This window comes from Paraburkholderia sp. MM6662-R1 (assembly GCF_050436245.1).
Lineage (GTDB): Bacteria > Pseudomonadota > Gammaproteobacteria > Burkholderiales > Burkholderiaceae > Paraburkholderia > Paraburkholderia tuberum.
In genome coordinates this window covers 2710696-2737124 of record NZ_JBNDLV010000004.1, presented here as the reverse complement: position 1 = coordinate 2737124, position 26429 = coordinate 2710696, and the positions used below count along the sequence as shown (strand labels likewise).

General features: G+C 62.6%; 23 protein-coding genes and 4 pseudogenes. 10 read left to right on the top strand and 17 right to left on the bottom strand.

Going from position 1 to position 26429, the window contains the following annotated elements:
* Window positions 1–205: 205 nt before the first annotated feature.
* The 6 genes and pseudogenes from OKW39_RS42410 to OKW39_RS42385 form a co-directional block, all read right to left on the bottom strand.
* A complete protein-coding gene (locus OKW39_RS42410; RefSeq protein ID WP_429565414.1) occupies window positions 206–1354 on the bottom strand; it encodes a DUF1501 domain-containing protein in 1149 nt (382 codons plus the stop codon).
* 5 nt (window positions 1355–1359) lie between these two features.
* Window positions 1360–2880, bottom strand: a complete 1521-nt coding sequence (locus tag OKW39_RS42405) for a DUF1800 domain-containing protein (RefSeq protein ID WP_429565413.1) — start codon at window positions 2878–2880, stop codon at window positions 1360–1362.
* An 82-nt stretch (window positions 2881–2962) separates the two neighbouring features.
* The gene (locus tag OKW39_RS42400) at window positions 2963–3475 is read right to left on the bottom strand and encodes a periplasmic heavy metal sensor (RefSeq protein WP_090805856.1); all 513 of its coding nucleotides are present in this window, start codon (window positions 3473–3475) and stop codon (window positions 2963–2965) included.
* A complete protein-coding gene (locus OKW39_RS42395) occupies window positions 3472–3888 on the bottom strand; it encodes a hypothetical protein (protein WP_429565412.1) in 417 nt (138 codons plus the stop codon). Before OKW39_RS42395 ends, OKW39_RS42400 begins: the two co-directional genes overlap by 4 nt.
* Window positions 3885–4475: pseudogene (locus OKW39_RS42390) on the bottom strand (RNA polymerase sigma factor); the annotation flags it as partial. The gene OKW39_RS42395 and the pseudogene OKW39_RS42390, both read right to left, overlap by 4 nt.
* Before the next feature lie 244 nt (window positions 4476–4719).
* Complete coding sequence (locus tag OKW39_RS42385; RefSeq protein WP_429565411.1) at window positions 4720–5037, bottom strand: YXWGXW repeat-containing protein; 318 nt, start codon at window positions 5035–5037, stop codon at window positions 4720–4722.
* 289 nt (window positions 5038–5326) lie between these two features.
* Here OKW39_RS42385 and OKW39_RS42380 point away from each other — a divergent pair, with 289 nt between their 5' ends.
* The 4 genes from OKW39_RS42380 (at window position 5327) to OKW39_RS42365 (ending at window position 9895) form a co-directional block, all read left to right on the top strand.
* A complete protein-coding gene (locus OKW39_RS42380; protein WP_429565410.1) occupies window positions 5327–7054 on the top strand; it encodes a phospholipase C in 1728 nt (575 codons plus the stop codon).
* A gap of 162 nt (window positions 7055–7216) precedes the next feature.
* The gene (locus tag OKW39_RS42375; protein WP_429565409.1) at window positions 7217–8662 is read left to right on the top strand and encodes a cytochrome-c peroxidase; all 1446 of its coding nucleotides are present in this window, start codon (window positions 7217–7219) and stop codon (window positions 8660–8662) included.
* A gap of 98 nt (window positions 8663–8760) precedes the next feature.
* Entirely contained in the window at window positions 8761–9447 is a 687-nt protein-coding gene (locus tag OKW39_RS42370; protein ID WP_429348541.1) for an HAD family hydrolase, read from the top strand.
* Between the two features lie 208 nt (window positions 9448–9655).
* Entirely contained in the window at window positions 9656–9895 is a 240-nt protein-coding gene (locus tag OKW39_RS42365; RefSeq protein WP_429565408.1) for a hypothetical protein, read from the top strand.
* 86 nt (window positions 9896–9981) lie between these two features.
* Here OKW39_RS42365 and OKW39_RS42360 read toward each other — a convergent pair.
* Both OKW39_RS42360 and OKW39_RS42355 read right to left on the bottom strand, forming a co-directional pair.
* Window positions 9982–10275, bottom strand: a pseudogene (locus tag OKW39_RS42360) (carboxymuconolactone decarboxylase family protein); the annotation flags it as partial.
* Window positions 10206–10601, bottom strand: a complete 396-nt coding sequence (locus tag OKW39_RS42355; protein WP_429565516.1) for a zinc ribbon domain-containing protein — start codon at window positions 10599–10601, stop codon at window positions 10206–10208. The pseudogene OKW39_RS42360 and the gene OKW39_RS42355, both read right to left, overlap by 70 nt.
* 1853 nt (window positions 10602–12454) lie before the next feature.
* Between OKW39_RS42355 and OKW39_RS42350 the strand changes: the two genes are divergently transcribed.
* The 5 genes from OKW39_RS42350 (at window position 12455) to OKW39_RS42330 (ending at window position 17263) form a co-directional block, all read left to right on the top strand.
* Window positions 12455–13543, top strand: coding sequence for an integrase domain-containing protein (locus OKW39_RS42350; RefSeq protein ID WP_429565407.1), 1089 nt, complete (start codon window positions 12455–12457; stop codon window positions 13541–13543).
* Between the two features lie 59 nt (window positions 13544–13602).
* The gene (locus tag OKW39_RS42345; protein WP_429565406.1) at window positions 13603–14058 is read left to right on the top strand and encodes a hypothetical protein; all 456 of its coding nucleotides are present in this window, start codon (window positions 13603–13605) and stop codon (window positions 14056–14058) included.
* 57 nt (window positions 14059–14115) lie between these two features.
* Window positions 14116–14919, top strand: coding sequence for a hypothetical protein (locus OKW39_RS42340; RefSeq protein WP_429565405.1), 804 nt, complete (start codon window positions 14116–14118; stop codon window positions 14917–14919).
* Between the two features lie 500 nt (window positions 14920–15419).
* Entirely contained in the window at window positions 15420–15818 is a 399-nt protein-coding gene (locus OKW39_RS42335) for a hypothetical protein (protein ID WP_187637821.1), read from the top strand.
* 467 nt (window positions 15819–16285) lie between these two features.
* Complete coding sequence (locus OKW39_RS42330) at window positions 16286–17263, top strand: IS5 family transposase (RefSeq protein ID WP_429565404.1); 978 nt, start codon at window positions 16286–16288, stop codon at window positions 17261–17263.
* 514 nt (window positions 17264–17777) lie between these two features.
* On the opposite strand, the gene OKW39_RS42325 is transcribed toward OKW39_RS42330, so the two are convergent.
* Window positions 17778–18248 (bottom strand): hypothetical protein, encoded by a 471-nt coding sequence (locus OKW39_RS42325; protein WP_429565403.1) that lies wholly within the window; start codon window positions 18246–18248, stop codon window positions 17778–17780.
* Between the two features lie 472 nt (window positions 18249–18720).
* Between OKW39_RS42325 and OKW39_RS42320 the strand changes: the two are divergent.
* Window positions 18721–18870, top strand: a pseudogene (locus OKW39_RS42320) (IS110 family transposase); the annotation flags it as partial.
* On the opposite strand, the gene OKW39_RS42315 reads toward OKW39_RS42320, so the two are convergent.
* The 8 genes and pseudogenes from OKW39_RS42315 to OKW39_RS42280 all read right to left on the bottom strand — a co-directional run bounded on the left by OKW39_RS42315 (window position 18850) and on the right by OKW39_RS42280 (window position 26416).
* Window positions 18850–19494 carry a hypothetical protein gene (locus OKW39_RS42315; RefSeq protein ID WP_429565402.1) on the bottom strand — a complete coding sequence of 215 codons (645 nt, stop codon included), beginning with the start codon at window positions 19492–19494 and terminating at the stop codon, window positions 18850–18852. The pseudogene OKW39_RS42320 and the gene OKW39_RS42315 overlap by 21 nt on opposite strands.
* A 256-nt stretch (window positions 19495–19750) precedes the next feature.
* Window positions 19751–20095, bottom strand: coding sequence for a hypothetical protein (locus OKW39_RS42310; protein ID WP_187638360.1), 345 nt, complete (start codon window positions 20093–20095; stop codon window positions 19751–19753).
* A 240-nt stretch (window positions 20096–20335) separates the two neighbouring features.
* On the bottom strand, window positions 20336–20716 hold the full coding sequence (locus OKW39_RS42305; RefSeq protein WP_429565401.1) for a hypothetical protein: 381 nt from the start codon (window positions 20714–20716) through the stop codon (window positions 20336–20338).
* A 16-nt stretch (window positions 20717–20732) separates the two neighbouring features.
* Entirely contained in the window at window positions 20733–20867 is a 135-nt protein-coding gene (locus OKW39_RS42300; protein WP_429565400.1) for a hypothetical protein, read from the bottom strand.
* Window positions 20868–21325: 458 nt separating this feature from the next.
* Window positions 21326–22504: pseudogene (locus tag OKW39_RS42295) on the bottom strand (phosphomannomutase/phosphoglucomutase); the annotation flags it as partial.
* Between the two features lie 300 nt (window positions 22505–22804).
* Window positions 22805–24235, bottom strand: a complete 1431-nt coding sequence (locus OKW39_RS42290; RefSeq protein ID WP_429565399.1) for a mannose-1-phosphate guanylyltransferase/mannose-6-phosphate isomerase — start codon at window positions 24233–24235, stop codon at window positions 22805–22807.
* A gap of 97 nt (window positions 24236–24332) precedes the next feature.
* Window positions 24333–25043, bottom strand: coding sequence for a GNAT family N-acetyltransferase (locus tag OKW39_RS42285; protein ID WP_429565398.1), 711 nt, complete (start codon window positions 25041–25043; stop codon window positions 24333–24335).
* Between the two features lie 35 nt (window positions 25044–25078).
* Window positions 25079–26416, bottom strand: coding sequence for an aminotransferase class I/II-fold pyridoxal phosphate-dependent enzyme (locus OKW39_RS42280; RefSeq protein WP_429565397.1), 1338 nt, complete (start codon window positions 26414–26416; stop codon window positions 25079–25081).
* Window positions 26417–26429 lie beyond the last annotated feature (13 nt).

Genomic DNA, 26429 nt, shown 5'->3' with positions numbered 1-26429 from the left:
TCCGGATCGAGCGCAATACTTTCGCTCGCTGCACCGACGATCAACGCGTCGAGCAAAGCAGTCAGCGTCGGCTCACGCGATTCGCCATGCCGACGCGACGCGAACCCCCGTCCGCCGCGATCGCAGGTCGCTCGCGCACGGAATCCTCGATCGCCCATCACGCCTCCGTGCCATCGTCATTGCACGCCGTTGTGCGATCAACGCGTCACGCCCGCACGACGCCCGTCATCGGTCTGCCCGCCATGGTCCGGCCAAACAGCGCTGCCGCCGTCCGTTCGGGATCGAGCCCGAGACTTTCACTCGCGGTGCCGGCGATCAACGCATCGAGCGAGGCGGTCGGCTTCAGGTCGCGCGACTGATACAGCTGATGCGGCGCGAGGCCCGGCCAATCGGCAATCACGCGTCCGCCCTGCACCGACCCGCCGAGCACCATCGCGACCGAGCCGGTGCCATGATCGGTGCCGCCCGTGCCGTTCGCGGCGGCGGTCCTGCCGAACTCCGTCGCGACCAGCACCGTGGTCTTGCTCCACGATGACCCCATGCCGTCGCGCAACGCCGCGAGCATCGTGTCGAGTGCCTTCAGTTGATTCGCGAGCCGCGCGTTCTGCGCGCTGTGCGTGTCCCACCCGCCGGTCTCGATCATCGCGATGCGCGGACCGTCGTCGCGCGCCAGAAAACTGGCCGCGAGCTTGCCGAGGCTCGCCGGGTCCTGGCGCGCGCCAGCGTCGCCCGCAAGGCCGCGCGCCGCCATCGCCGATTCCCACAGCGCACGCAGCTGCGCGTCCTGCTCGTACAGTTGCGACACGCGCGCGAGCAGATCATCGGGCGCCTGCGGCAAGGCCGACGGTGCATACGACGTCACCGCCGCGGGCCCGCGCAGCGCCATCGGCACGGTCGGCGCGAACGCGATCGCGTTTTCGCGGGTGGCGGGCAGTTGCGCGGCGAGCCGGTTGAGCCAGCCGTCCTTCGTCTGATACGGCGACGTGCCGCCGGTTTCCAGCACGTTCTGTCCGTCGAAATGCGAGCGGTCGCGATACGGTGAGGCGACCGCGTGCACGAACAACGCCTCGCGCTGCGCGTACAGCTTCGCCATCTGCGCGAGCGCCGGATGCAGCGCGAACGTGCCGTCCAGATGCGGCGCGTTCGACGCATCGATCGCGAGCGGCCCGCGCAGCGTCGCATACGCGGGGTCCGCGTACGGCACGACGATGTTCAGCCCGTCGGCCGCGCCACGCTGGATCACGAACACGAAGCGGCGGTCGGTCGCGACATGCGCGAACGCAATCCGCGGCGACACGAGCATTGCGCCGGCACCGGCGGCGGCGACGCTCAGAAACTGACGGCGTGACAGCATGGCGTTCATCTCCGTTGAAAATCGGGCGATACGAGCAGCAGCGCGATCGCCGTCGATGCGCTTTCCGCGCGCGACACCGCCGTGGCCGTCGGCTCGCTGAGCGAGCCAGCCAGCAAGGTCTGGCCGAGCGAGCGCGCATCGAGCCGGTCACCCACGCGCGCGGCGAAACGTTGCGCGACTTCGACGCGGCGCACGAGCGCATCGGGCGCGGCCCAGCTCGCGGCGATATCGTCGTAGCCGGCGGGTGAACCGGGCCGCCACACCGGCTGGCCAAGCTGCGTGAGGATCGGCGCGCTCTGCAGATTGCCGGGCTCGTGCCAGCCGAGTCCGCGCATCGACGAGATGGTCCACTCCCACGGCGTCTTGAACTTCACCGCGGCCGGCGACCACGCTTGCGGCGTATCGATCAACGCGCGATAGACGGTCGGCAGATCGCCGTCGCTGCGCGTGAACGCATCGGCCAGACGTTCGCTGACGCCAGGTGGCGTATTGTCGGCGACGAAATGGCGCGCGAGCTTCGTGCCGATATGCCGCGCGGTGGCCGGCGCGTGCGCGAGGTCGTGCAGGATCGCGAGCGCCTGCTGTTCGCCGGCTTCGTCGTAGCGGCGTCCCATGATCGTGCGCGAGCCGGGCTCGTGCAGCGCGGGACGAAACACGAAGCTGCCGGGTTCGCCGTTCTGTTCCAGCGCGCGCCGGTTTGCATTGGCGCCGCCGCTCCCCGGATTGCCGACGAGACTCCAGCCGGTCAGCGCACGCGCGAACTCGGTCACGTCGTCCTGGCTATAGCCGCTGCGCACGCCGAGCGTATGCAGCTCCATGATCTCGCGCGCGAGGTTCTCGTTGAGTCCGCGTTTGTTGTCCGGATTGCGCTGCGCGGCGCGCAGCGCGGCCATGCTGTCGGGACCGACCGAGCGGGTCTGGTCGAGGAACAGCTGCATGGCCGGATGACGCTCGACGGCCACCAGCATGTCCTCGAAACGGCCGAGCACGTGCGGGCGAATCGCCTCCGCTTCGAACGACCCGGCGAGCGCCGCGACGCCGGGCTTTTCGGTCGACACCGCGAAGTGATTCGCCCAGAAGTGCACGAGGCGTTCGATGAACGGCGTCTGCGTGGTCAGCGCGCTTGCGACGCGCGCATTGACCGACGAGCGGTACATGTCGAGTATCTCGACGCGCAGTGCTTTTCTTTCGGCTTGCCTGGCGGCTTGCGCGTCGGTCTGGCTGGGTGATGCGGTGTTGCTGGCGCTGTTGTTTGCGCCGTGGTTCGCATTCTGGCTCGGGTTGGTCTCCTCACCCGCCTTCTGTTTCGACTGCTGTTCCATCTGCATGCGCTGCTGCACGAGCTGCGTCGACAATGCGATCGAATCGGGTTGGTTCGCCCACGCGTCGGGCCGCGGCTGATACTGCTCGAACTGCGCGAGCAGCCAGCCCTTCGGATCGGCGGGCGGCGTGTCGTCGGCGCGCGCGCCGAGGCCGAAGCGGTTCAGTGCGATCGCCGCGGCATTCAGGTTCGGTGAGTTGGCCATACGATCCTCGTCGGCAGGTAGGACCCCTGCATGTCCGTTAAACGGTCGACACGCTGAAATCCGTCGCCATCGCGCGCATTTTTTATTCGCTCGAAGCGGCATTCGCCGCCGGTTTTTTCGCGTTCGGCGCCGGCTGCGCTTCGCGCCATTGCCCGCGCAACTTCAAACTCTCGGCGAATTCGACGCGCTCCTCGGGCGTCAGCGTCGCCGCGAAATCGGCGACGCTCGCTTCGACCATCGCGCGCAGGCTGACGTCGGCCGCGCGCGTGCGCGCGAGCGCGGCATCGAGTGCGGCGCGATCGAACTTCGGCGCGGCCAGCAGACGCAGCACCTCACGACGCCCTTCGCGAGCATCGCGCGCATACTGGCGGCCGTCGCGCCGCGCGCTCTTCAGGCCGTCGATAAACGCCTGCCGCTGCTGCGCCGACAGCGGCTCGGCGGCGAACCGCAGCGCGCGCCGGTCCTGCGCCGCCGCCGGCGGATTCGCACCGTGCGCGGCGAACCATTGATACGCGCCGCCGGCGATCGCGCCGAGCAGAAACACGTTGAGCACCACCGAGCCCAGCAGCGCAAATTTCCACGAGCGCCCGTTCATTCGCCGCTCCAATCGGCGGAGCTGCCGCCGAAGCTCGAAGTCAGATACGAGGATTCATGCACGACCGGCGCGTTCTCGGTCAGCACGAAGAACGACACCGCGAACGCCCCCGCCACGCCGCCGAGCAGGCCGATACCTGCCACCACCGCGCCCGACCACCACAAACGCCGGCGCGCGGCTGGGCGTCGGGACGGCGCGCGGTCGATGATGCGACGCTGCAGTTCGAGCCTCGGCGGCTCGAGCTCGTCGGCGGCGAGCCACGCGTCGAGGCTGGCCGCGTCGCTCAACGCCGCATCGGCTTCGTCGCGATGCGCGCGCGCCCACGCCTGCGCGGCTTCGCGTTCGCGCTCCGGCCAGCGGCGCGCGTCGGCGCCGTACGCTGCAACGATCTGATGGAATCTTTCGGGCGTCATGACTTGTCCTTGCTAAGGCCGCTGCCGGCCAGTTGAGCGCGCAAATTGCGGCGCGCGCGGCCCAGCAGACTCTCCAGCGCATCGACGCTGACGTCCATCAAGGCGGCAGCGTCGAGGTTCGACATCTCCTGGTAGTAGGTCAGCACGAGTGCCTCGCGCTGTCGCGCCGGCAGCGCGGCGAGCGCCGCGCGCACGCGCGCGTGGTCGGCACGTGCTTCGAGCCGTGCGTCGGGCGGCGCGGCGGGATCGGCCGAATCGGGCAGTTCGTCGCTCGGGTCTTCGCGCCGGCCGCGCAGACGGTCATAGCAAAGATTGAGCGCGACCCGATGCATCCACGTGTCGAACTTCGCTTCGCCTTCACGCCAGCGCGCCGCCTGTTTCCAGATTCGCACGAAGACCTCCTGCGCGACGTCTTCCGCTTCCATGCGATCGCCGAGCATGCGCGTGGCGAGCGCAAGTAGCCGCGGCAGCTTGCGCGCGACCAGCGAGCGGACCGCGCCGGGCTCCGCGCGGCCCACCCGCGCGATCAGCTCGGCGTCCGGATCGGGTGGTGCGTCGCTCAAGGCGTGCGGCTCGGTCGCGACATCACGCGCGCGCTTTCGCGTGAGGACCGCATCACGGGATCAACGTCGTTCACTTGCCGCCGCTCCTTCAGCTGTCGTGTCGTTATGTTGTCGTGCCGCTACGCCGCTATCCGGCCAGGTATCACGTACGCGGTCAATATACGACGACCGCCGGCCGGTAATAGGCCGGGCGTGCCGGATAGACCACACAGCCGGCGAGCGAGGCCGCCAGCAGAATCATCACGAGTGTTTTCATCGCAAGCCTCGTTCAAGCCCAATGTCCTTCGATCCAGCGCCAGTGCGGCCCACGTTGCGCCCAATGCCCGGGCACCCAGTGATAGCCGACGCGCACCGGCTGCCAGTGACCCGGCACCCACGCATAGCGGCCGTGCTCCCAGCGCCAGCGGCCCTGATCCCACACATAGCCGTCCCGTGGCGCGGGCACGACTTCGACGCGCGGCGCCGGCGGTGCCATCGGCGCGATCATCACTTGTGCGGAGGCGGGCGCGGCGGTCAGCGTGGCCGCGCAGCACAGCGCGGCGCTCAGCGTGGAACCGAGCAGACGAGCGATGCGGTTGGTGTTCATGTCGATTTCTCCCTTCAAAGCTGGAACAAGTCGGCGCCCTGGACGGCCCCGTTTCTACTTGAACGCGGCAGCGGAAGAAATCCGTCGCGCTATTGGCAAAAAAGCACGAAGACAGTCGGGCTCACGAAAGGCAATAGTCGGCGTATTGCCCGAAAACGTTCATTTTTTGATGGTCCAATGCACGGGCTGCAATCAATGGCGTCGGCCGTTACGCTTCTAACAACAATTTCCAGCACCGTTCACACCTATCGATGGAAGGGCTGGACCGCGAATGTGGAGCCACCAAAGAATGTTTCGTAAAGCCCTTTTGCCCATTCCGTTTGCCGCCGCACTGTTCGTGCTGAGCGCATGCGGAAACAGCAGCGTCAGCTCTCCTTCGACTGCATCCGCGCCGGCCAGCTCCACACCGGCTGCTACCGTATCCGCCCAGGACGCGTTGGCCACGGCAACGCCGATCAAGCACCTCGTCGTGATCTTCGGTGAGAATCGTTCTTTCGATCACTACTTCGGCACCTATCCGAACGCGCAGAACCCGGCCGGTGAACCGGCGTTCACGGCGGCGAACACGCCGGCCCAGATCAACAATCTGAATCAGAATTCGCTTCTGACGAGCAACCCGAACTTCCTGAACACGGCGAACAACGCGGCCTCCGCAGGCAGCGGTATCAATCCGTTCCGCCTCGACCGCAGCCAGGCCAACACCAACGGCCAGTCGCACGACTACATGAAGGAACAGCTCGCCTACGACAATGGCGCGGCGGACCTGTTCCCCAAGTACACGGGTAACAACAGCGCCGGCAGCGGTTCGACGTTCGGCACGCCGGGTCTCGTGATGGGCTATTTCGACGGCAACACGGTCACCGCGCTGTGGAATTACGCGCAGAACTTCGCGATGAGCGACAACATGTACACCGACACGTACGGTCCGTCGACACCGGGCGCGCTCGAGGTGGTTTCCGGCCAGACCAACGGCGCTATTCCTGCCAACGGTGCCGCTCAAGGCGACAACGTGATTGCCGACGGCGCGGGCAGCTTCACGATGAACGGCGATTCCGACCCGACCGGGGACGTGTGCAACACCTCGACGTCGAGCGGCCAGGCCACGCTGAGCTCGAATAACAAAAATATCGGTGACCTCCTCAACGCGAAAGGCATTACGTGGGGCGGCTTCATGGGCGGCTTCGACCTGAGCGCCACCAACTCGAACGGCACCACGGCGTGCAAGCGCAGTACCTACTCGTCGGTCCTCGGCGCAACGAAGACGGACTACGTACCTCACCACAACTGGTTCCAGTACTACGCTACGACGGCCAACCTGGCGCACACGCGCCCGACGTCGACCGCGCTGATTGGACAGACCGACCCGCTCGATTCGACGGCTACGCCGGTGCACCATCAATACGACGTCAACGACTTCTTCACGGCCGTCTCGGCGGGCAACTTCCCGTCGGTCAGCTACCTGAAGGCACCGGCCGTCGGCGATGCGCACCCGGGCAACTCGGATCCGATCGACGAGCAGGCGTTCGTCACGAAGGTCGTCAACTTCCTGCAACAACAGCCGGACTGGAAGAACACCGCCATCATCATCACGTACGACGATTCGGATGGCTGGTACGACCACGCTTATGCGACGCCGACGACTTCGTCGTTTGACGCCACCGCCGACCAGCTGAACGGCGCGGGCACCTGCAACGCAACGGGCGCCAAGCAAGGCGTCGGCGTGACAGGCGCGGCTGTCAACGGCCGTTGCGGCCCGGGAACGCGTGTTCCGCTTCTGGTGATCTCGCCGTACGCACGTAGCAACTACGTCGACCACACGGCGATCACTCAGGCTTCGGTTGTCAGGTTCATCGAAGACAACTGGCTCGGCGGCACCCGCATCGGCAACGGATCGCACGATGCGGCGACGGGGAGCATCGCCTCGCTGTTCGACTTCACCAACGGTGGCAAAACGCCGGCGTTGTACCTCGACACGAACCTTGGCACCAAGCTGTCGGCTCCTCCTGCAACGAACTAAGGAGCCACCGTTTATCCGTCCGTTCTGCCGCACAGAGAAATACGCGGTGTGACGTTCAGGGAACGGAGCTGTTGATGCCCGTCAATCAGTGATGACGTCGAGCTAGCCGGTACGGTGGCTCGACGTGCTTGTTTGCAGTTCAGCTTGCCTACCGCTATCGCCATGAATCGTCGTTCGAACGCCACCTTGTCTTCGCAACTACCCACCGCAAGCGCCCCGTCCCCTCGCGCTGCGAGCAGCACGCGGCGTCGCCTGATCCTCTGGATAGTGCTGGGCATCGTGCTGCTGGGCGCCGCTCTGGTTGGCTACGCGCTGATCTATCCCGAGCGTATGCCCGCGGCGATCGGCGATACGGTCGAGAATCTGACGGGCCTCAACGCCCATCCGGTCAAGCTCCTGCGTCCCCCCGTCGCGCCCCTTAGCGCGGTCGCGGTACTCGGCAGGGACCTGTTCAATGATCCGTCGCTTTCGGCGTCGGGCAAACAGTCGTGCGCGTCGTGCCACAGCGCCGCGCACGCTTTCTCGCCTCCCAACGCCCTGACGGTACAACCGGGCGGCCTTCACATGACGGAAGCGGGCTATCGGCCGGTGCCATCGCTCGCGTACCTGTATCGCCAGGCGCCGTTCAGCATCGGTCCCGATCAGGGCGATACCGACGCCGCACCGGTCAGCCTCGATACGCAGGCCTCGGCCGCGCTAGGCGTGCAGCGCGCCCAGAAAACCGCGGGCGTTGCGCCTGCCGCGCCGGCTATGGTGCCGCAAGGGGGACTCTTCTGGGACGGCCGGGCAAGCACGCTGCAGGACCAGGCGCTTGGGCCGCTGACCAACCCGGTCGAGATGGCGAACCCCGATCTGGCTTCGGTTGCCGACAAGCTAAGGCACTCGAAGCACATCGATACGCTCAGACAACTTTTCGGTCCGCACGTCGTCAACGATCCCAATCTGCTCGTGTCGGAAGCCATGTTCGCGATCGGTCGGTATGAATTCGAAGACCCGGCGTTCCATCCATTCTCGAGCAAATACGACGCCTGGCTCGAAGGACGTGCACGCCTCACGCAAGCCGAACTACGTGGCTTGCGTCTGTTCAACGACAAGGACAAGGCCAATTGCGCGGGTTGCCACCTGAGCCAGCCGACGTCGGACGGCCTTCCACCTCTTTTTACCGACACGCAGTATGAAGCGCTCGGCGTGCCGCGCAATCGCGAACTTGCGCCGAACAGGAATCCGAACTTCTACGACATGGGCATTTGTGGGCCCTTCCGGACCGACATGGCCAGGCAGACGCAGTATTGCGGCATGTTCCTGACGCCGACACTGCGCAATGCCGCCGAACGCAAGACGTTCTTCCACAATGGCGTGTATCACGACCTCAAGCAGGTGCTGGACTTCTACAACCTGCGCAATACGTCGCCGGACAGAATCTATCCGCGCGATGCGTCGGGCAAGGTGCAGAAGTACGACGATCTGCCGCCGCAATACCATGCGAACGTGGATGTGGCCGATGCGCCGTTCGACCGCAAGTTCGGCGACCAGCCCGCGATGACCGATCAAGACATCCAGGACATCATCGCGTTCATGAAGACGCTGAGCGACGGGTACAAGGACTGAGCAGCCGCGCTGGACGCCGCCGCTGCAGCTTCCAGGCTGCGGCACGCGGCCCGGTGCGGTATCCTTGCCGGTCCGCGACCTTATCCCTACCCTCCCCGATGGCCGATTTTCCTTTCGACGCCGTGCTCTTCGACTGCGACGGCGTGCTCGTCGATTCCGAACCGATCACGAACCGCGTGCTCACCGAGATGCTCGGCGAGCTCGGCTGGCATTTGAGCGTCGAAGAGACGATGCGCATTTTCGTCGGCAAGATGGTCAGGGACGAAGCCGCGTTGATCGAGGCGCGCACCGGCTTCGCGATCACGGCCGGGTGGCTGGCGCAGTTCCGCGCGCGTCGCAACGTGGCGCTCGACAATGAGTTGCGCGCGATCGACGGCGCGCCTTTCGCGGTCCGCGCGCTGCAGCAGACGTTGAATGGACGCATCGCGGTGGCGTCGGGCGCGGATCGCATCAAGATCGAATTGCAGCTCGTGAAGGCCGGCATCCTCGACTGCTTCGACGGACGCATCTTCAGCGGCCACGAAACGCCGCGCAGCAAGCCGTTTCCCGACGTCTACCTCGCCGCGGCCGCGGCACTCGGCGTCGAACCGACACGTTGCGCGGTCATCGAGGATACGGTGACGGGCGCGACCGCGGGCGTCGCGGCCGGCGCGACGGTATTCGGCTATTGCCCGACGCACCTCGGCCATAGCAGCGCGACCGCGTTGCATGGCGCGGGCGCGGTGCACGTGTTCAGGGAGATGGCTGAGCTACCGGCGTTGCTCGCGGGATGGGGCACGCGCTGATCGACCGACGTGTTGGCGGTTGAACGACACCGGCTTGCCGCAAGTTGGCCAACGCCGATCAGTTTTCGACTGCGCAGATACGGTCGATCAGCGTTCGAGCCAGCACAGACGTTGAATCCCGCCGCATGGCATGGTGCGTGCAACTGGAACGACCGGGCGCAAAGCATTTGCGCGCTCGATACCCATCCAACGTTGCCGGAGATTCATCATGTCGAACTTGACCCTTGCCGACCTGTCGCGCTGCGACGAACTCGACCACGCCGCTGCGCAGTCCGTGCGCGGCGGCCACTCGTGTTTCACCCGCGAATATCCGCCGTCGTGTTACGGTGAAAAGCCGCCGCACTACAACCCGCCCCATTACAACCCCTGCGAGCCGGTGCATTTCGGCTGTGGGCCGGTCTACACGCCGGTCTGCCATCCGGGGCCGGGCAAGATCGTGCCGCTGTAAGCCCGAGGCCTCGCGCCGTTGTGTACGACGGCGCAAGCATGCGGCCCGGGTCGGTACGACCGGGCCGCCCCGCGCGTATCGTGCAATTACTCGAAGGCCGGATCGATCGGCACGCGATAGCCGACCGCGAGCCGGTTCGTTTCGTTGGCCATTCCGACGATTGCCTGCAGTTCGCCGAACATCTCGTCGGTCATGCCGGCGCGACGCGCCGCGGCCGTGTGGCTCGCGACGCAATAGCCGCAGTTGTTGGTCACGCTGATCGCGACGTACAGCAATTCCTTGACGAGCGGATTGAGCGCGCCTGGCGCCATCACTTCCTTCTGGCTGCTCCATGTGCGCGCGAGGGTCGGCGGATGCTGCGCGATGTACTTCCAGAAGTTGATGAACTCTCCCGCCGCTCAATCTCGTTCGCGGTTGTAGCGGGGGTTTCGCGGGTCGCAGACTTTGACCTGGCGCGTTGCCGCGACAGAGGGTTCGGTCTCGCCGCCACGCCAGTTCCTGGCGTGTGCGCATCGATCAGCAGGACCGACGCTGCGTTGTGGTCGCGTTGCGCTGTGTGCCCGCAATGCGGACACACATGCGTGCGCTGGGCGAGCGTCTTGGGCACAATCTCCCAGCACGCGGCACAGCGTTGCGACGGTTTTAACTGGCGCGTGTTCGCCACATGCAGCCGCGTACCAGTCTCTACCACTTTGTACGCGAGCATGTTGTGCGCCATGCTCAATCCGGCCGACAGAATCTCGGGATTCAGCGCGGCCCTTTGCCTGATCATCCGACCGGGCTTTTCCTGCGTGCCTTTGGCCGAACGGCTCATATTCTGTGGGCCAAGCTCCTCAGTCGCGAGTACCGCGGACGCCTTGACCATGCGCGTGGTTTCCTTGTGCAGGAATTCGCGGCGCAGGTTACCGATGCGCTCATGCAGCTTCGCCACTTGGGCGCCCAGGCGTCGATATCGTATGGAGCCGCGTGCTCCGGAAAATTGCCAAATTAATAGAGTTTGTCGCTTAAATCGCTTCACCCAGCCATTCTCGCGCTTTGGTGGATGCGGACGACGTGTCAATCCACAGCCAGAAATACATCGATTCAACTTGACTAAACATACAAATTTTCCCGAGATGCTGCGCAAACCCGCTCCGCTTCAAAGATTTTCCCGTGAGGTTTTTGTCAGCGATCCAAACGCCCACTGCATCTTTCGCACGATTGTTTGATCGCAAGATGGGGGGCGGCATAGTGCGGATATCGCGTTAGGATTCCCGCGACCGGTTCGTTCTGGCTGCAAACGACGCTTTGAGTTGAGCGCGATTCTCGGAGGCGGTTCGGACGTCTAGGCGTTATTACCGCTCCTGCTGATCGGGGTTAAGATCAGAAAGACGCTTGTTTTTTGGCGTCTCTCGATGCCTTATGTGAAAAAATCGCGTGCTTTTTCATAAGTCTCAAAAAATCAGATGATCACGATTTGCAACCGCAAAAGACTATGGTAATGTTGCTCCACTTTGCGCGTCTCTGACGCAACGACTCGGCATGGTATTCATGCCAATTGCTTGACTGGCACCCTGCAATAGTGACGACTTCGGTCGAGCTCCCTTGCATTGCTGGAAGGGCATTTTTAAGACGCCTCGGGCACGGCTCTTGTAGTCTGTCCAGCGAAATCAGCTTCTACGCGTCTCCGACGCATCGATGAACGCCCCGGGCACGGCTCTCGTAGTCTGTCCAGCGAAATCCACCTTTCTGGCTACAGTTCGCAGCACATCACCATGACAAAGCACGCGGCCTGAACTGCCCGTGTTCTTACTGCTTGTGCTGTCAACGAGCGCGGACTTCCGAAGCGCCGTCGACGCATCGACCCCGCCCGCGTCCATCTGGACGAATTCGGGCTAAGCCGACATCCATCGCATGCATCACCTGATGCAGAGGTCGGCCGAATGACTGGCCATTGGAGCGTGACAGAGCACTCTGTCGTGCGGATTATCCAGGCGATTGAGCTGGTTCCCGGTGCGACCGTGGTTATTAGCATGCGCCGATTGTCTGCTTGCGAATAATCGTACGCTTCCTCTGCATCTTTGAGACGCTCGAGCTACTCGAGCCCATCGATGGTTTCGGTCTGCGACGCGCCGCTCTGGCGCACATCAAACATTTCCTCGCCCTCAAACGCGAGCTCGACGTGACTTGCTCACCCGAGTTTCCGCCCACATGTGCTCGCCCTCACACGAGCCGTCAACGCCCACGTGCTGCATGCACACGAATGCGGTTGGACATCGAATGCGTCGCCATGCGACGCGCGGTGTTCGTCCGGCCCCGGGCTCTCAATTCCAAGCGCGCAGACCTTTCCACCGGTGCCAACCGGGGACCCTCAGCTAAACCGCCTCTGCTCAATTTCTTGCACTTTCGAATCACACAGCTGATCAACGTCGCGCCCTCGTTGATCCCGCTCAATTACGTGTCCTCTTGGGAGGCACGTCGCCATCGCAGCCGATGGCAAAAGGGTGTCCTCATTCGCGTCCCGCCCCGCGCGTGAGGTCCAGATAGAGGCGGAACAACCGGCCACAGGAAAGAAAACGTATGGGACGAAGATCAAGAGGCGTCAACCATGCCGCACAGATGAGCCGCGAAGCTGGCGGAAGCAAGGACTCACAGAAGCAGCGTCGCTTACATTGGAGCGAGTTTTCGCGTTTTGCAGCCCGGATTGGTCACACGCTGGAAACAGTCAGTGAAGCGGAAGACTGGATGCTCGAGTTCTTTGTCTGGTTCCTCGTTGCGGGGGCCATGAAACCCGGCACGCTCGCGAACTATCGGGCGTCGCTCTCAGTGATACAGGCGACGGCCGGACAGGACATGTCCCGTTCAACCAACAGCCGGGACCTCCAGCTTGAGCGACGGGACCGACATGGCAGACATCGCGCGCGCACGCAGCAGGAATTCAACGACTTGCTCGCCGCGGCACAAGCGTTGGATAACAGCGTCGTACACGTGATTCGACTGATGCGTTGGCTTGGACTTCGCATGCGCGAAGCACTCATGTGCGGTAAGTCACTGGAAACCTGGCGAGAACTGATCTTGCAGGGCGATCTTCGCCTGCCTATCGAGCGGGGCGCCAAGAACGCGCGACCGCGTCGCACCGAAGTGCTTGCGGATCACGTCGACGAAACGCTCGAGGCCATCAACGCAGCGTTGGCGTACTGCCGCGAGCGCGATTTTGAGCTCGTGAGCGGCTGCCATGACGATCTGAAGAGCGCCAAATCCCGCCTTAAGTCGCGCTTTGATCAACTGCCAATGCGCCGGGAGCTTGCTAGTCACAGCCTGAGACTCACGTATGCCGTCGACTTCGCGAACGCCGCACTGGATCGCGGCGTACCGCCCGTCGATGTACTGACTCAACTATCCGACCGCCTTGGACACGGCCCGTCGCGTGTGAAGATGATCCTCGAGGTCTACTGCTGGCAGATCCGCCACCGGTTCCCCGAAAAAATTCAGCTGCCGAGCGACTTCGTTCCCAGACAGCGAACGAAGAATCTGCAGACGTCGACAACAGGTCGTCCAGACGATCAATCTCAAGGCAACGGCGCCGCACCCAGACGACGAGGGCGGGTGCGCGGACGGCGATTTCAAATCAACCATGGAGGGAAAGGAATCGCGCACAAATCATATTAATCTGTAATGCGTATCAAATAACGAAGACAACATGAACACCTGTAAAGGAGCAAGACAACGTGCTTGAATCACCACTCACCGGGGACGCTCGCGCAGCGCTTAATCGGTACAGCAGCAAAAAGGCCATCGAAACGCTGCTGCCACTATGGTTGCAGTTTGAAGACTTCCTGCGCTCACACGGTCTGTCGCCAGCTTCCATCCTTGATATTCCGGAGGATACGTTTCGTGCGTACGCGAGCTATCTCGACCACCGGGACTGCCACGTCGATGACGCCCTGGTTGCGCTTAGCGCGGTCCTTCTTGTCTGCCTGCACGCAGGGCGCAACGGAAAGATTTTGCGCTCCGTCGTGATCCCACGCATTCGTCGACCCGTCGAGAACCGACAGTGGGACGCATTTCGCTTACGAACCTACCAGCCGCTCGAATCCTCGCAACTCGCCCGAAGTCGCAGACGCCGGGCCAAGCGCGAAGCGTGCGCACAGGATACGGCTCGCGCCGCCAACGCCCTCATCTAGGCAATGTCGTCCGCAACGCTTTTCATCTCTCCATCTACATCTATCGAAGGAACAACCATGACTCATCTGATTGTGGCTCACTTTCAAAGCTCGAACAGTGCCGCGCAAACTTCGGCAGCGCAGATTCTTCACGCACGGACGGGAGGCTTGCTCCTGAATCCGAGCCTGCTCGGTGCGACCAGCGAGCAAGTGAGCAACGAAAATTTGACGGACATTGAAAATGCACTTCAGGATCATTACTGCACCTTGATGACCTCGCGGCGCGGGGGAATCATCGATGTGTCACCTGAATATCGGATGGCAACGGTCGCATTCATTCAGGCGAGGCGTACCGTCCTCACCGAACTGAAGACGATCATTGTCTCGACGTCACCGGACGCAGCCTCACAGCAGGCTACCGTAGAAACGCTTGGCGCTATTTGTGCAGCGGGCGTAGCGCCATCCTGCATCCGGATCCTCTGTACCGACGCCCCAGCAAACACCGCCATCGAGGATGGCTACCGGGTAGTCGTTGACTATGCACGGGAAGCAGGCATCGCGGTGTCGCCGGAGGCTACGCTTTCTGTATCAACATCTTTTGCGAAGGCGCAGCAATTCAAGATGCCGATCGCCGCCGTCCTGAACCGCGCAGTCGACTTCGAAACAGAACTGACTGAAGCGCGGCTCAACGGTGCGCCGGAGAAAATCATGCACGCGCTAGCCCACAAGGTGATCGCACAGCGCGATCTTCTGGATGCGGCTGATACGTTCAAACGCGTAGCCGATGCACTCGGAATACCAGCCATCTCGCAGGACGAGTGGCGTGCCGAACTGGTCCCAGCCACGAACCGGAAGCGGACGAAGCCGACAACGCTCGATTAAGGGAGTTTGGTCAACACGGATCGACGGCCCACTTCCGCTCAGGGCCTGTTGGTCCGTGCAGCAAATTGGCTTTTGGTTGCCGAAGACTGCGTACCTATGCCATTCGAGACATGAGAGCACTACCATCGCGCCCGTATTGGCATTGCGCTGCCGACGTCCGTGCAGTTGAATCAGCTGGCCCTCACATTGCTCCATTGAACTATAGGGAAATTACAATGAATCAGTTCCATCGGATGACAGAGACTGAAAAGGCCCTTGTAGAATCTGTCGCTCGGGCTCTCAGCCTTCGCTGTGAGCCGTTACCACCACTGCTCACCGACGCCATCGCTCTAAACAGCGCACTAGCGCGCCTGGCGCGGCGCATTGACTATGAGACGCATATGTATCGGTGGGCGACCGGGGCCGAGTCCCTACGCATGACGTCCGCATACATGCGTCGACACGCGAAGTTAAAAAGCGCCGCCGTTTGGCATCGCACTACCCCGTGGGGAAGCTTGGCTTTGAAGTCGATGCTGCCCGTCTCCCCTAACGGGGTTGTTCACGGAAACTGCGACGCAATTTCGCTCGAGTTCCTGCTCAATGCCATCGCTGAGGATCCGCTAATCATGAGCACCCGCCGCGATGGTCCTTTCCCGCACCTACCAATCGACATTCTGCTGACGCAACGAATTCATGGATTCTTTGAACAATACAGTGGTCCCGGCGTGGTCCATCCGTTTGAGGGCCGCCACTTCGTCCAGGGATGCGTTGTCAATATATATTGCGACACAAGGAAGGCCGTAGCGCGAGCGGGCGTTGCCAGCGCGCTCTCCCGAATCATGACCGCGGAACTCGATGCGGATATCGTGTCGCTGGTGCAGGAGGCGCGTCGCACTCATGAAACGTCGCGACCCCATTGACCACTTACGCTGGCAATGTCGCGGACGCGCCTGGCGCCTGAAAGCACGACTGCGCCAGGAAGCGCCACTCTGGTGAGGGATGCCCGCCGCCGCTCGGCGGGTTTCTCGCTCTGAATTCACACCCCCATTCGACCTTCGTCCAACCCAGCGGCGCGGTTTCTCGCAAGGTGGCGGGACACAGAACGCCAATTTCGCGATGACCATAGGCCTTCGGATTGAACGAACCAGCTTTCTTTTGCCCTCACAGGGTGACTCTTGTTGTCGCGTCGAACCTGCCACGATTTTCTATCCCTCGCCAACGCACAGTCGACGGCAATTTCGCGGCATTGGAAGTTTTCACTCGTTGTGCGCTCGCGCCACACCGGAACAGTTGCATCGAGTTTTACTTAAGGCAATGCTGATCAAGTCCACCGAGTTGGTACTTCACGCGTTATATAGGTCGTGTTTAAAGAGGCAGGCAGAACAGGATGAAGCAGCAGACGCTGGCGATGGCAGCCGATCAAGGTGCGGGTTTCGAGACCCACCGCAAACGCACGCGGCGCGACGAGTTTCTCGACACGATGAATGCGATCGTGCCATGGTCGCAGTTGTGCGCGGTGATCGAGCCGCATTATCCGAAGCGCGGCAATGGCCGCCCGCCAATTGGTCTGGAGCGCATGCTGCGGATCCACTTCGTGCAGCACTGGTTCAATCTGGCCGACTTCGCTTGCGAAGAAGCGCTCTACGACAGCGCCAGCCTGCGTCGCTTTGCCGGAATTGACCTGGGTTGTGAAGCCGTACCGGACGCGACGACGCTGCTCAAATTCCGGCGCCTGCTGGAGACGCACAAACTGGGCGAGCAATTGTTTGCCGAAGTCGGCCGGGTGCTGCAGGCCAGCGGCATGAAGCTCAAAAGCGGCACCATCGTGGACGCGACGATCATCGGCGCGCCGAGCTCGACGAAGAATGAGCAGAAGGCGCGCGACCCCGAGATGCATCAGACCCGCAAGGGTCGCCAATGGTATTTCGGCGCCAAGCTGCACATCGGTGTGGACAGCCAGAGCGGTCTGGCGCACAGCGCGGTGCTCACGCCGGCCAACGTGCATGACAAGCATCCACTGCCGCAATTGCTGCACGGGCAGGAGCGGCGCGTCTACGGCGACAGCGCCTATGCGAGCCAGAAGGAACTGATCCACAGCAAGGCGCCCAGGGCGCGCGACTTCACCAATCAGCGCACGCGCCGTGCGGGCGGCGAAGTCGACGAAGTGCAACGGGGCAAGAACCGCAACAAGTCGAAGATCCGGGCGCGAGTCGAACATGTCTTCGCGGTCGTGAAGCGACTGTGGGGATTTACCAAGGTGCGCTATCGCGGGCTGGCAAAGAACGCCAACCGGGCGTTCGTCGCGCTCGCGCTGGCGAACGTCTACCTGTCGCGAAAGAAACTGATGGCACCGGTACGCCCATAGTGGGCGAAAGGCGGGCAAAGTGCCCGCCCAACAGGCCCGCGAGGGCCGAAAAGCAATGGCTTAAGCTCGGCCTCATGACTTGGCGACGTTCAAGTCGCTGACACGTCGCCGATTTAGTGGCTTGTTCAGCTTAGCCTTAATACACGTGATCGCCCCGTCCTGCACAGGATTCGCCCAATGCGCGTCGCCCGAAAGCGCTCATCGGTCCCTGCCTCGTTGCGAATGCGGGTATGTTTGTTCGGATGAACCCGACTGTCGAGTTCGGTCTTTTTTCGGAGCCCGAAGGACTAACACTGCCGCAGGCGGGTAGCGTCGTAAGGATTGCGGAATCGGCTGCTCGATCCAGATGCGCATCGAAGCAGGTTGCGATTACGACTCCGGCATTGCGGGAATGTGTGGCGGCACCGGCTGGGTGAGGTTGGCGCCGCCGGTTGCCTCAATGATCGGAGCGTTTTAGGTTCGTCGCACGTCGTAGCCGCCAATCGATTCGGACACAACTGCGACCAGTGCAGGTTCACATGGGACGCCGGCCGTCATCAGTAACAAGGCGCAACGCTAGCTTGACGTCCTCTTGCGTGATGGTGCTCGATCCATCACGCAAATACCTTAGGGCTGCAAGATCGAGGATTCGCTTTAGCACGGCATCCGTCTCCCAAAGGAAATGATCCTGCAACGCGTGCGCGGTAAGCTCAGCGGTGTGGCGGGATACCGAAAATCCATCGGCCGCCATCGCTCTTAGCTTCGTACGGACATAGGAAGCTAGCCAATTGTCGGGTTCGTCGACGCATCCCACCATGCAACGTCGGCAATGCAAGCCTCGCACTGCCCCCTTGATCTCTCTATCTTCTGTGGATTTGGCAATCGCGTATTTGACGGTGCATCGCCCTTCGTGTCGTCCATGCGCGCGCATCTCAAAAATGCATTCACAGTCAGTACACACGAGATTGCCGCCGCGCTTGCATCGAGGCGTTTCATCAAACGTCATCTGAACTCTCCTGATTAACGAGGTTAGCGATCGCCTCTTTCCAGAGGACATTCGCTAACCCAGTATTTACACAAAATCGCAAAGTCAAGCCTGCGCCAGACAACGTCATCAGGGTGCATGGAAAATAAAATTTAGAGGAGCCCGAATGAGCTCGACGCCAGCCAAGTGAACCGCCCACGGTTTGGTGGAAGCTCCAATTCTTGGGAATGATTCATCGGGTTCTGCCCGACACCGAAGGATGAAGCGAACGACCACTGCAGCCGGACCTGGGCAGGAATAAGAACACGAAGCAGCGGTCGCGAAGGTCGGCTCATTATCTGATGCACTGAGCCTGCTTGAGAGTTTGACCTGCAACCCTGCGAGCACCCCGAATTGTGCCCGACGGTGGGTGTCGCCCTGCCGGAGCACGCTTACCAGAATCCAATAAGGAGGGTTGTCGCCGCCGCCATTCTCGATCTTGCAGGAGGGCAGCATGCAAGTGCTCTATCCGCGCTGCGCCGGACTGGACATACATAAGGAGATCATCGTCGCCTGCGTCCGTTTTATGTCTGCGCCAGAACATCATGAAGTGCAGAGCTTCTGCAGTACCACCAAGCGAGTGTTAGCGCTGTCGGACTGGCTGGTGCCGCGCGTCAAACAAGATGAGCGCCGGCCAACATAATTTATATGAACGCCCCCGATGCTGGCACACGGGCTGATACTCGTAGAGCACCGATTCAGGAACAGCCCAGCCTTCCGCAAGTGCGTACGCGACGTGAACTTCATGCCGCCCGTTGCGATGCCGGGTGCGACCGTACTCAGGCCCCGCATAGCGAAACCCGAACCGGCACTCGCATTCACACTGCACCAGTTCGAAGAGGTCGAGACGGCCTCGCGCATCAGCCGCCGCCTCGACCTGCTCGGACGAGAAAATCAGGCGGGGTTTAGATGTGAGGTCGAACGCGTCATACAGCAGATTCCAGTGTGAACGTCGGATCTGCCATGCAGCCTGCAGAACGCCGTCTGGCCGGAAGTAGGCGCCGTCGACCTCATCGATCAGGGAAAGGAAAACGTCGCGGGCAGTGCCAGGCCTGCGCACCGTGAGTGCTCCGTTGTGGCGGATCACCTGAACGGGCCGGCCGCCGTGCTGCAGCACGATCTCTGACGATTCAAGCTCAAGCAGGCGAGCGTCGGTTCTGAAGACTGCCAGTACTTCGAGCAGCGTACCGATGGAGGGGGAAAGACGAGCGAAGGAAAGTTGATACACGATTGCTCCGGAACAGAAAAAACGGGCAATCGTTCCCTTGTCGGGCCGAGTGCCCGCAGAAGGGTTGAATGACGGTTGCGCCTTGCGACGCGAGAAAAAGGCGTTAAGCGACGTCGATCGCGTTGGCGATGAAGCGCGCGAGTTGCCATGCCCGATCTGCAACGAACACCTTGGCACGCAGAAGCGGCATCATGGCGAATCCGCGGCCGACAACGTCCGGCAATTCCGTGCGCGTTATCCAGTCGACGTGGACGATCTAGCCCTCGGATCTGCCAATGTCAACGTAGACAGCCACGCGATTCCAGACGCTGTGCGCGGGCCAGATCCGGTCCATGCGCGCGCCGCTGGTTGCCTCGTTGGGATCGCCGAGCGTGTTCGCAGCCACGAGCCACTCCGGCTCAAGCTCCGTCCCGCGCAACACCTTGCAGAGCAACGAACAGACTTGGCTGACGGTCTTGCCTTCGACGTCCAGCCGCTGATGGCACGGCAACGCATCGGCGCGTGCGCCGGCGATCGCGGCAACGACGCCTCCGTTTCCGGTCGCCGAGGCAACGGCAACGGACTGCCGGTAGCCCACAGGCTTTACGGATGCATGGTTCATTTTTGATCTCACAAAAAGAAAAGCGCGCCCGAAGGCGCGCTCAATGGTCGAAAAAGACGAAAAAAAGCCGCTCCCCCGAAGGGTGCAGCCCTATACCTGCAATTCAGCGCAAGGCCAATTTTTCAGTCGCGTTTGCCCCACTCGCGTTCGCGATCGGCGCGCCGGCCATTTTCGCCCGTCCACATGAAAAAAGCTGCAATGGCCACGCCAACAACGAGAGTGATGATGTTTGCCACCATTTCAATCTCCTTTCATCGCCACCAGTCCACCGTACCACAATAGTATCCCAAGTGCGCCCAGGCCTACTGCGCCCAGAATAGTCGGCATGTCGAGCGCAGCAGCAGCGTGGACGTATCCGACCGCACCGCCGATAGATGCCGCAGACAATGTATGCATGTATCGGCCGTTCTGATGACGTTGGTCTTTTGATGGATACAAGACGGCACGAAGCACCTGTTCGAAGCCCTGTTGAAGCTCGACCGGGACCTTGACCCTGTGGGTTCCGCCCGGATTAAAAACGACCGGCAAGACGACCCCTTGGAAATGAAGCTCGAACGCTGGTGAGCACTCGGTCTCTTCCATGACTTTCAGCAGCGATTCCAGGCGCGGCGGCAAGTTCACCTGCCCCGTTTCCGGGTCAGGTCACGCGTTCGGTGATCGTCGTGCCGCCCGTGTACTCGACCTTCACTTTTGCCAGCTTCGTCGCCGCCTCCAGAGGAGGTGTCGATGCCCCCAGCCAGACGAAGCCCGTCGAGGAACGACTGATACCCACGTGTCGTCTCGATCTGCACGAGCAGCGTTCAAGCTTCGTTCCGCCGGCGGCGGTCCAGGAGCTACGTGATCTGACCCGTACACGCAGTTTTGACTTCGGGCCACGCGTCGCAGTATTCGATGAGTTTGGGCCGGATCATGCGTGCTCCCTGGCGTGTGGGTTCGGTGTGGGCCTCCGGGTATTGTGCACTTCGGGTGGCGGCTGCGGGCGACGAATTGGCATATGAAGCGGATCGGCTCACGGAGCCAGTGTTTGAGGCGGACCATCCTGAATCAGTCGTCATCTTCCGGACCGGTCTCCCTTCGTAGGCCAACGCCTTCAGATCATCAGCGGGCGTGCGTCACATATAAAAGACATGAAAAACGCGGCGCGGTAGGGCAACCGGCGCCGCGTTCGGTAGCGGCGGCGCTTCGAGCCGTCTTGACGAACTTCGAAGCGCGGCGCCGCATCAGCCGTCGGAACGGCGGTTTCGCATCGGCCTTCTCCGCCAGAATCACGCGGCGGAAGTCGTACTGGATGCGTTTGAGCGCCGCGTCGTTGTCGGCTTCGAAACGCATCACGACGACCGGCGTCGTATTCGACGAACGCGCGAGGCCGAAGCCGTCCGGATACTCGACGCGCAGACCGTCGATCTTCACGACGTTGTCCGCGCCGGTGAATTTCGCGTTCTGCTGCAAACGTGCGATCAACTCGAAGTTCTCGCCTTCTTCGAGCTTCACTTGCAGCTCGGGCGTGGAGTGCGAGTTCGGCAGCTTGCTCGGGTCCGCGACGCGTGTGAGGATTTCGAGCAGACGCGCACCGGTGTACAGGCCGTCGTCGAACCCCTACCAGCGGTCCTTGAAGAACACGTGGCCGCTCATTTCACCGGCCAGCGGCGCGCCGGTTTCGCGGAGCTTCGCTTTCACCAGCGAGTGACCGGTCTTCCACATCAGCGGCTCGCCGCCCTTGTCTTTGACCCACTTCGCCAGATTGCGCGTGCACTTCACGTCGTAAATTATCTGCGCGCCCTTGTTGCGCGACAGCACTTCTTCGGCGAACAGCATCAACTGACGGTCCGGGTAGATGCTGTGGCCGTCTTTGGTGACGACGCCAAGGCGGTCGCCGTCGCCGTCGAACGCGAAGCCGGTTTCGGCATCCGTTTCCTTCAGCGCGCGAATCACGTCTTCGAGGATGTCGTACTCGGTGTAGCTGCCGCTGCTGTCGGCGAAGTTCTGGTCGACGATGCGCTGGTGCAGCGCGAGGATCTGCTCGCCGTAATTGGCCGCGCCGCGCCGCGCCATCTTGAAGCCGTTGTAGTCCGGCGGATTGTGGCTGCTGGTCACGACGATGCACGAGTCCACGCGACGCTCGCCGCTCGCGAGCTTCAACGGTACGCTTGCCGCGAAGTAGCCGACCGGCGTGGGCACCATGCCCACGTTGACGACGTCGACGCCGGCCGCACGCAGGCCGTCGGACAGCGCACCGATCAGCTACGGTCCGGACAGGCGTCCGTCGCGCGCGACCACGACCGCGTCGCCGCCCTGCGCGCGCACTTCACTGCCGAATGCGCTACCGATGGAACGCGCGGCTTCGGCGTCGAGCGTCTTGCCGATTACGCCACGAATGTCATACGCCTTGAAAATGGATTTGGAGATGATGTTGGCTCACTTGCGTGCAATGGAAAATCTTGAGCTGTGCACCGATGCCGGATCGCTTGAATCGCGCTGAAACGCACGCGGGGCAAACCTGAAGTAAGCCATGCCGGGAGTGATCCGCTCCCCGCTTCCTCACCACAATCGGCTGTCCTTTTTCAGCCGCGTTTTGCTTCGCTCGCTTTGATCAACTTGCGATGGGACTTTCACCGCAAGTGTTGACCCATGCTCGGCGCACATGAAAAAGGCCATCAGTCTTTCGACCGCTGGCCTCCGAGATGCGGCGGAGAGGTTAGATGTAGGGCGTCAAACCTTCGCCACGCGCCCGTACGTATCCTCGAACCGCACGATGTCATCCTCCCCGAGATAAGCGCCCGACTGAACCTCGATCAACTCGAGCGGAATCTTGCCGGGGTTCAACAGCCGGTGCGTGACGCCGAGCGGAATATAGGTCGACTGGTTCTCGGTCAGCATGATTTCCTTGTCGCCGTTCGTCACGAGCGCGGTGCCCTTGACGACGATCCAGTGCTCGGCGCGATGATGATGCATCTGCAAACTCAACTGCGCGCCCGGATTGACGACGATGCGCTTCACCTGGAAGCGCTCGCCGCTATCGATGCCTTCATAAGAACCCCACGGCCGCACCACGCGACGATGCGTGACCGACTCGTGACGCCCCATCGCATTGAGTTGCGCGACGATCTTCTTCACGTCCTGCGCCTGGTCCCGATGCGCGACCAGCACCGCGTCCGCGGTCTCGACGATCACGACGTTCTCGAGCCCGATCGCCGCCACGAGCCGATGCTCGGCGCGAATGTACGAGTTGCTGACCGCGTCGGTCAGCACGTCACCGATCAGCGCGTTGTTCTGCGCATCCCGCTCGGCGATGTCGGCGAGCGCGGTCCACGAACCGATGTCGTTCCAGCCAAGATCGGCGACCGCGACGACGGCCGCGCACTGGGTCTTCTCCATCACCGCGTGGTCGACGGAAAGGTTCGGGCACGCGGCGAACGCCTCGGCATCGAGGCGCACGAAATCGCAATCCTGCTGCGCGCTGTGCAACGACAGCTCGGCCTGACGCGCGATGTCCGGCTCGTAGCGGCGCAGTTCGTCCATATAGGTCGACGCCTTCAGCATGAACATGCCGCTATTCCAGTAGTAGCGGCCCTCATCGATGAAGCGCTGAGCGGTCGCGGCATCGGGCTTCTCGACGAAAGAATCGACCGCGAACGTCTGCGTGCCTTCGATCAGCGCCGCGCCCGCGCGAATGTAACCGTAGCCGGTATGCGGCTCGGTCGGCGCAATGCCGAACGTGACCAGACGTCCGTCGTTCGCGATCTGTGCTGCCGCTTCGACCGCCTTGACGAAGGCGGCCTCGCCCGCGATCACATGATCGGACGGCAGCACGAGCAGCAACGCGTCGGGCGCGTCGCGCAACGCGAGCAATGCCGCCACGGCGATGGCCGGCGCCGTGTTACGGCTCGCCGTTTCCAGCACGATGCGCGACGAACCCACGTCGACCTGGCGCAGTTGCTCGGCGACAAGAAAACGCTGCTCGTTGTTCGTGACGACGATCGGCGCGGTCACATCATCGATGCCGCGCAGGCGCAACGCGGTTTGCTGGACCAGCGTGTGTTCGCCGGTCAGTGCCAGATACTGCTTCGGGTAGCCGCCACGCGACATCGGCCACAGTCGTGTGCCGCTGCCGCCGCAAAGAATTACGGGATGGATGTGCATATTTCAGGTCCTCGTTTGTGTCTTATCAATCGACTGCATCGTGCATCTGCGTCTTGCTTGCGTCGTCCGTTGCTGGCCGTCTTTTTTTCCGCGCCACTTATTGCTTGCCAAGCCACTCCATTCGCACCGACTTGAGCTCGCGCGGCAAGCGCGCCGAAAGCGGCGCGCGGCGCGGCAATTCGACGAAGCCGAGACGCCGGTACAGCGCGTATGCGCGCTTGTTGCTCACCAACACGTCGAGCACGAGCTGTTGCCGATAGTGTTCGCCATGCGCCGCGCGAGTCTGCGAATTCATCAACTCCCGCGCGCGCATCGCATCCGCAAACAGCGCGCTGAAAACGCCTGTGCCGCGCAGGCGCTGATGCGTCGCGCAGTGGGCGATCAACGTCTGCGACGACTTCGGTGCCGGCAACTCGCTTTCGAGCACAAGGCCGCGCAACAGCATGCGAACCGTGCGGCGCAGGCCGAAGAACAGCAGCAGCATCAGCGCGACATGCGGATCGTCGAACCATGTGTTGCGTCCGTCATGGAGCGATAGCACCGCGACCGGCTGGTCGCCTTCAGTCACGGCCACACGGTGGCGTCGATACGAAAAGCGCCCGAGCTTCGATGCAAACGCAAACGCGAGAAACTCGGTGCACGCATCGGCTGGCTCGCCGAGAAAGAAACCGAATTCGCGCACGCCCGATGCGAAGATCAGCGGCGCGCACGCTTCGGCATCGCCGGCGCGCGCGGCACGACAGCGCAGCGCGGGCGGTTCGTGTTCGCGATCTGGCGAGTCCGCGCGCGCGGGATCTACGGCATACATGACAGGCTGCCCCGTGTTTGATTGTTGCGGTGTGGTTAGCGAGCGATGCGCCTGAGCGCGACGATCGTGCGGCTGATCTGTTCGGGTTCATGCGTCGAGCAGATGAAAAAGCGCAGGCGCGCCGCCTTTTCCTCGACGGCCGGATAGAAGATCGGCTGCACGTTGATGCCTTCGGCGAACATCGCGTTCGCCCATTGCGCGGCCTTCAGCGTGCTGCCGGAAATGATCGGCACGACTGCATACCCCGCGCTCTTGCCGGTATCGAGACCGGCGGCACGCGCCTCGTCGATGAACTGCCGCCCGCGTGCGCGCAAGCGCGCGACCCGCTCGGGTTCGGCGATCAGACGCTCGAGCGCCGCGAGCGACGCCGCCGCCAACGCAGGTGCGAGCCCCACGCTATACAGGAAGCCCGGCGCGAGGTGCCGCAGGATATCGATCAACGCCTGCGTGCCGGCGATAAACCCGCCGCAACCGGCCAGCGTTTTGCTCAGCGTACCCATCCAGATATCGACGTCGCTGCTCGCCACGCCGCAATGCTCGCGCACGCCCTTGCCGCGCTCGCCGAGCACGCCGAGCGAATGCGCTTCGTCGACCATCAGGAACGCCGCATGACGGCGCTTGATGTCGACGAATTGCGCGAGATCGGGAATGTCGCCGTCCATGCTGTATAGGCCTTCGATCGCGATCAGCACGCGCCGGTAGTCGTGCCGCACGCGCGCGAGCAGTGCGTCGAGCGCCTGCCAGTCGTTGTGCGGAAAGCTCAGCCGTTTGGCGCCGCTCAATTGCGCGCCCTGCACGATGCTGTTATGCGCGAGCGAGTCGTGCACGATCAGGTCGCCAGGACCGAACAGCGAGCCGATCACGGTCACATTGGTCGCGTGGCCGCTGACGAACACGACGCAATCGTCGACCTCGTAGAACGACGCGAGCGCCGTTTCGAGTTCGCGCTGCACGGGCCGCTCGCCCGCCACCATGCGGCTCGCGGACGCCGACGTGCCATAGCGGTCGATCGCCTCTTTCGACCGCGCACATACGTGCGGATCGCCGGCGAGGCCGAGATAGTTGTAGTTCGCGTAGTTCAGATACTCGGCGCCGCCGATGCGCGTCGTCGCGCCGGCCACGCCCTCATGCACGCGAAAGAACGGCGAGCGCACCTGCAGCTTGTCGCCCATCTGCCGCAGTATCTCGACCTGCTGATAACCCGGCATGCTTTCGAAGCTGCACAGCTGTGCGCGCGCGGCGTCCTGCGCCGCGCGCGTGCCGTTCGACGCGAGCGGCGCGCCTGGCTCGCGCGCCTCGTCGGACACGCGCTCCAGCTGCCTCATCAACGCCTTCGCGGCGAGTTGCTGGCGAAGGTGATCACCCAGTCCCATAGTGTTTCGCTAA

Excerpts from the sequence above, each read along its gene's own strand:
- OKW39_RS42325 (WP_429565403.1), bottom strand. The coding sequence starts at position 18,248 with ATGACGTTTGATGAAACGCCTCGATGCAAGCGCGGCGGCAATCTCGTG.
- OKW39_RS42350 (WP_429565407.1), top strand. The coding sequence starts at position 12,455 with ATGGGACGAAGATCAAGAGGCGTCAACCATGCCGCACAGATGAGCCGC.
- OKW39_RS42290 (WP_429565399.1), bottom strand. The coding sequence starts at position 24,235 with ATGCACATCCATCCCGTAATTCTTTGCGGCGGCAGCGGCACACGACTG.
- OKW39_RS42280 (WP_429565397.1), bottom strand. The coding sequence starts at position 26,416 with ATGGGACTGGGTGATCACCTTCGCCAGCAACTCGCCGCGAAGGCGTTG.
- OKW39_RS42310 (WP_187638360.1), bottom strand. The coding sequence starts at position 20,095 with ATGAACCATGCATCCGTAAAGCCTGTGGGCTACCGGCAGTCCGTTGCC.
- OKW39_RS42365 (WP_429565408.1), top strand. The coding sequence starts at position 9,656 with ATGTCGAACTTGACCCTTGCCGACCTGTCGCGCTGCGACGAACTCGAC.
- OKW39_RS42380 (WP_429565410.1), top strand. The coding sequence starts at position 5,327 with ATGTTTCGTAAAGCCCTTTTGCCCATTCCGTTTGCCGCCGCACTGTTC.
- OKW39_RS42330 (WP_429565404.1), top strand. The coding sequence starts at position 16,286 with ATGAAGCAGCAGACGCTGGCGATGGCAGCCGATCAAGGTGCGGGTTTC.
- OKW39_RS42285 (WP_429565398.1), bottom strand. The coding sequence starts at position 25,043 with ATGTATGCCGTAGATCCCGCGCGCGCGGACTCGCCAGATCGCGAACAC.
- OKW39_RS42355 (WP_429565516.1), bottom strand. The coding sequence starts at position 10,601 with ATGCTCGCGTACAAAGTGGTAGAGACTGGTACGCGGCTGCATGTGGCG.
- OKW39_RS42400 (WP_090805856.1), bottom strand. The coding sequence starts at position 3,475 with ATGAACGGGCGCTCGTGGAAATTTGCGCTGCTGGGCTCGGTGGTGCTC.
- OKW39_RS42395 (WP_429565412.1), bottom strand. The coding sequence starts at position 3,888 with ATGACGCCCGAAAGATTCCATCAGATCGTTGCAGCGTACGGCGCCGAC.
- OKW39_RS42370 (WP_429348541.1), top strand. The coding sequence starts at position 8,761 with ATGGCCGATTTTCCTTTCGACGCCGTGCTCTTCGACTGCGACGGCGTG.
- OKW39_RS42410 (WP_429565414.1), bottom strand. The coding sequence starts at position 1,354 with ATGCTGTCACGCCGTCAGTTTCTGAGCGTCGCCGCCGCCGGTGCCGGC.
- OKW39_RS42385 (WP_429565411.1), bottom strand. The coding sequence starts at position 5,037 with ATGAACACCAACCGCATCGCTCGTCTGCTCGGTTCCACGCTGAGCGCC.
- OKW39_RS42405 (WP_429565413.1), bottom strand. The coding sequence starts at position 2,880 with ATGGCCAACTCACCGAACCTGAATGCCGCGGCGATCGCACTGAACCGC.
- OKW39_RS42340 (WP_429565405.1), top strand. The coding sequence starts at position 14,116 with ATGACTCATCTGATTGTGGCTCACTTTCAAAGCTCGAACAGTGCCGCG.
- OKW39_RS42375 (WP_429565409.1), top strand. The coding sequence starts at position 7,217 with ATGAATCGTCGTTCGAACGCCACCTTGTCTTCGCAACTACCCACCGCA.